The sequence below is a fragment of the Asticcacaulis biprosthecium C19 genome (assembly GCF_000204015.1).
GTDB lineage: Bacteria > Pseudomonadota > Alphaproteobacteria > Caulobacterales > Caulobacteraceae > Asticcacaulis > Asticcacaulis biprosthecius.
Genome location: NZ_GL883078.1, coordinates 714,693 through 719,295, shown reverse-complemented (window position 1 = coordinate 719,295; position 4,603 = coordinate 714,693). Strand labels below are relative to the sequence as shown.

General features: G+C 62.3%; 4 protein-coding genes. All 4 read right to left on the bottom strand.

The genetic code is table 11. The annotated features are described in order from the left end of the window. Positions 1-70 precede the first annotated feature (70 nt). Positions 71-1,189 (bottom strand): endo-1,4-beta-xylanase, encoded by a 1,119-nt coding sequence (locus ABI_RS13765; protein ID WP_083811507.1) that lies wholly within the window; start codon positions 1,187-1,189, stop codon positions 71-73. Between the two features lie 52 nt (positions 1,190-1,241). Then, complete coding sequence (locus tag ABI_RS13760; protein ID WP_006273627.1) at positions 1,242-1,652, bottom strand: flagellar export protein FliJ; 411 nt, start codon at positions 1,650-1,652, stop codon at positions 1,242-1,244. 58 nt (positions 1,653-1,710) lie between these two features. After that, positions 1,711-3,042 (bottom strand): flagellar protein export ATPase FliI, encoded by a 1,332-nt coding sequence (fliI, locus tag ABI_RS13755; RefSeq protein WP_006273626.1) that lies wholly within the window; start codon positions 3,040-3,042, stop codon positions 1,711-1,713. A gap of 219 nt (positions 3,043-3,261) precedes the next feature. Beyond that, a complete protein-coding gene (locus ABI_RS13750; protein ID WP_006273625.1) occupies positions 3,262-4,140 on the bottom strand; it encodes a bifunctional helix-turn-helix transcriptional regulator/GNAT family N-acetyltransferase in 879 nt (292 codons plus the stop codon). Positions 4,141-4,603: the final 463 nt, after the last annotated feature.

Here is a 4,603-nt window from a genome sequence, read left to right as displayed (position 1 = left end):
GCCTGGAGCCGTAGCAAAGCGAAGGCGAAAGGTGGTGGTGGGGCGACTTTCTTTCGGTAGCCCTGTCGAACTACCTTACCAAGTCCACAAACCGCCTGGCCATTTCCTTGGGCTGACCGCGGTTGTCGAACAGAGCCGGTTCATCGGGAATCGGCCCTTTGCGTTCACGCGCCGAATTCATCCACGAATCCTTGTCGCGCAGGCTCCATAGCGTCAGCCCATAGCGCTGGCCCGCCGGCACGTCATTATAGGCCCGGATCACCGCTTCGAACACCTTCAGCTGGTCCAGCCGCGGCTCCACCACATTGGTCAGCCGGCCCTCGCGAAGGGAAATGTCCAACTCGGAGATATGCACCTGCAGCCCCAGCGAGGCGATATCGCGGATTGCCACACCCACCGCGGCGGGCGCCAGATCCGCACTGATATGCATCTGCGTCCCGATGCCATGCAAAGGCGCGCCGTTCTTCAACAGGGTCTCGCACAGCTTCAGGAACGTCACCCGCTTGGCCGGTGTCAGTTCCAGATTGTAGTCATTCAAAAACAGCACCGACGACGGGTCGGCCGTGTGCGCCGCTTCGAAGGCCAGGCCGATATAGTCGTCGCCCAGCACCTCGCGCCACAGGCAGGGCCGCAGCCCCCGGCCATCGTTCCAGATCGGCTCATTGACCACGTCCCAGCCGCGGACAATGCCGCGATACCGCGCCACGACGGCCTGAATGTATTCGACATACGCGTTCAGGAAGGTGTCCGGCCGGCCCTTAAGCTTCTGGAAATGCAGCCCGTCCTGGGCGTACCAGACCAGGGTGTGGCCATGGACCTTCAGGTCATACTTGCGGGCGAAGGCGGTCAGGGCATCGGCGCGATCGACCTGCAGCGAGCCGTCGTCACGCAGCATATATTCCATCTTCATCTCCCACTCGGCCGTGAGCTGGGAAACATTGGCGACCGCCAGACGCGCCCAGTCGGGGTCGGCCAGGTGGAGATGGCGAGCAGCTACGCCGAGCGGGTAGGGGGAAACCGATTTTAACGGTGGCAGGTCCGGCGGATAGGCCGCACAGGCCGGTGTGGTCAACGCAAGGGCACCGGCGCCCGCAATCAGCGCGCGCCGATCCAGCCCTCCAGGCCGTGAGCGGCCTGGCAAGGGCGCCAAAAACGCGTCTTGGCCGTCCGAGCTGATGCGAGGAGACATGGGGGGCGCCTAGTCCGGCGTTTGAGCTAAAAAACGCGTGATGCCAACGGCATCACGCGCGCTTCATACGCAGGGCGGCTTCATCGAGCGCGGCGTTTTCCGCCTTCTTGAAAGCAGCTTCGCGGCGCAGCTTGGTGACTTCGGCGACGTGCTCGAACTTCTTCAGATCCTCGAAGGCTAGGCCCAGTTGATCGCGGACGCCGTCTTCTTCATGCGCCAGTAGTTCCAACTCGGCGATGACGGCGTCGCGGCGAACCGTGAAGCCGCGCTTGTAGGCGGTCAGGCTGTAGGCCATGCCGACGTCGGCAGCGGCCTTGACGCATTCCAGTTCGTATTCGGCATCCAGGGTCGCGACCTTCATCTCGGCGTGGGTGCGGCGGGTAACGACCTCAGCCAGGCGCTTTTGCAGGGTTTCGACTTCGAAGGTGGAAAGGCGGATAAGGGATTTGGCCCACTTCGGCATGTGCTACGCTCCTGCGAAAATCGTTCGCGTCACGGCTTGAGGCGGTTCGCGCCATTTATCAAGCCTGGCTTAAGATTTCCGCCAAAAGGGTAAAGGACTCGTCAAGAGGTGTGTATTCATCCTTGCCCTGACGCAGAAATTCCTCGACCGCCGGATTGAGCTGGATGGCGCGGTCAACATCCGGGTCGGCGCCGGTGCGGTAGGCGCCGATGCGGATCAGCTCTTCCATGTTGGAATAGGCCGACAACACCTTGCGCGCCTGACGGACGACCTCGCGTTCGGGGATGGTCTGGCACTCGGGCATGGTCCGAGAAATCGACTTCAGCACGTCGATCGCCGGGAACCGCCCCCGCTCGGCAATATTGCGGCTCATCACGATGTGACCGTCCAGGATACCGCGCACGGCATCGGCGATCGGCTCATTGTGATCGTCACCGTCGACCAGGACGGTGAACAAGGCCGTGATCGGCCCGGCCTGGGTGCCGTCTGCCAGCACCGGACCCGGCCCGGCGCGCTCCAGCAGTTTGGGCAGTTCGGCGAAACAGGTGGGAGTATAGCCCTTGGTCGTCGGCGGTTCGCCGGTGGCCAGCCCGATCTCGCGTTGCGCCATGGCAAAGCGTGTCACCGAGTCCATCAGGCACAGGACTTCCAGGCCCTGGTCGCGCAGGAATTCCGCCAGCGCTAACGTCATATAGGCGGCCTGACGCCGTTTTAGCGCCGGCTCGTCCGAAGTCGCGACGACGACAATGGCGCGCTTGAGGCCTTCGGGCCCCAGGGTTTCTTCGATGAATTCGCGCACTTCGCGGCCACGTTCGCCGATCAGACCGACGACGACGGCATCGCAGGTGGCTTCGCGCGCCAGCATAGACAGCAGCACCGACTTGCCGACGCCGGAGCCGGCGAAGACGCCGAGACGCTGGCCGCGGCAGCAGGTGGTGAAAACGTCCATGGCGCGCACACCCAGGTTCAAACGTTCGCCGACGCGGGCGCGGGTATGGGCGGCCGGCGGCGCGGCCTTCAGCAGATAGCCTTCCGGCCCCTGGGGCAGTGGGCCGTGGCTGTCGATGGCATTGCCGAAACTGTCGACGATCCGCCCCAGCCAGGCGGTGGTCGGAAAGACCTTGGAGCCTTCGGCGGAGATGCGGATTTCGGCGCCGGGCGTGACGCCTTCGACGGGTCCGAACGGCATCATGAGGGCGCGGTCTTCGCGAAAGCCGACGACCTCGACGGGGAGGGGCTCTTCGTTGCGGCGGAGGATTTCGCATCGCGCCCCGACCTGCATGTAGGACAGGCCGCCCTTGGCTTCGATGAGGAGACCATTGACGACGGCAACACGGCCATAGACGCGCATCGGCTCGACGGTCTTGGCGATCTGAACGAGATCCAACATGCCGTCGATTATAGTGAACGACGCCTTAAGATTGGTTAACAGCGTTAAGATTTTGGGACCGCGAATAAGCACGAATAAGCGCGGGCAGTAGAGAATTCAGGTGAAATTCTTACTTCCTTCTCCTCCCCATTTTTTCAATGGGGAGGTGGCGAGCAAGCGAAGCCAGGCCGAAGGCCATTGGCAAGCGCGTCGAGACGGAGGGGTCCTCTTAGCGGCCAGTTACAACCGCTTCTCAAACCAGTGCTGCGCATAAGGATTGTCATTATACGGTGCCACCTCGACATAGCCCTGCGCATGATACAACGCCTGAGCCTCAGTCAAAGTCCCGCTGGTGTCCAGACACACCTTAGCCATACCCCTCTGCCGCGCCAACGCTTCCAGCTCATTCAACAACCGCCGGCCCAACCCAAGCCCCCGTGCTTCCGGCGATACCCACAACCGCTTGATCTCCCCTGTCTGAAAATCCAGCCGCTTCAAACCACCACAACCGATCGCCTTGCCGTCCAGCCGCGCCACGACGAACACCCCGTCCGGCGGCAAAAACTCGCTGTCGTCCAAGGGCCCCGCCGTGTCCGGATCATAGCCCGTATCGAACCGTTGGTTCAGTTCGCGGATATACAGATCGACACATGCCCGCGCATCCGCCGTTGCCGGCGACTCCGCCGATACGGTCACGGCAGCCGCCCGATACAGCCGCTCGACCTGCGCCATCGCTTCGACCAGCTTCGCTTTTTGCCGTTCATCCAACGGCGCCAGGATCGACGACGCCAGGTCGTCCGACAGCCGGTCATAGGTCTCGACCTGTGCCGTTCCTGCCTGCGTCAACCGGATATCGCGCACGCGCCGATCCGCTTGCGAAGGCGTCACCACGATCATCCCCTGGCTTTCCAACGCCCGCAGCAACCGGCTCAAATAGCCGGAATCCAGCCCCAGCCGATCGCGCAGTTCGCGGGCATTGCCGCCGTCATGGCCAACCTCGAACAACAGCCGGGCCTCACCCAAAGGCCGTCCCTGACCGAGATAGCTCTGGTCGAGCGTCCCCGCCCGCTGCGAGACGATACGGTTGAAACGGCGAACCTGGTCGATTTGATTTAACATTATCTGACTTTAGTCAGAGAATTCCCGCGCTTCAACCTGTTTTTTCGAGGCGGACTTGGAAGCGCCTGGGGGGCGCGGGATTCAAAATCGGCACAGCCGGTAGAATCAAACGACGGAAGGCACGGACAGAAACGGAAAGAAGCGGAATTCCGGTTGCGGCACCTCCGCGCGAAGCGCCTTCCAACAACAGGAGCACCCCCTGCCGGACTGTCTCGGCAACACCATCCATCTGTGCCTATCTGCGCTTATCTGGGGCCAATTTTGCTGAAGGCAGTGACGGTCGCTTGTTACGGCCAGAGTGGCTCCACCAACTCGGCCCCACCTCGGCAAGTTAGCCCCAGATAAGCACAGATAAGCACAGATGGACGGTGTTAACGCGCGACGCCGGACCCATATTCATACGCTTTGAAGGCGCTTCGCGCGGGAGACGGATTATCCGGAATTCCGTTTCTGTCCGCCTCTT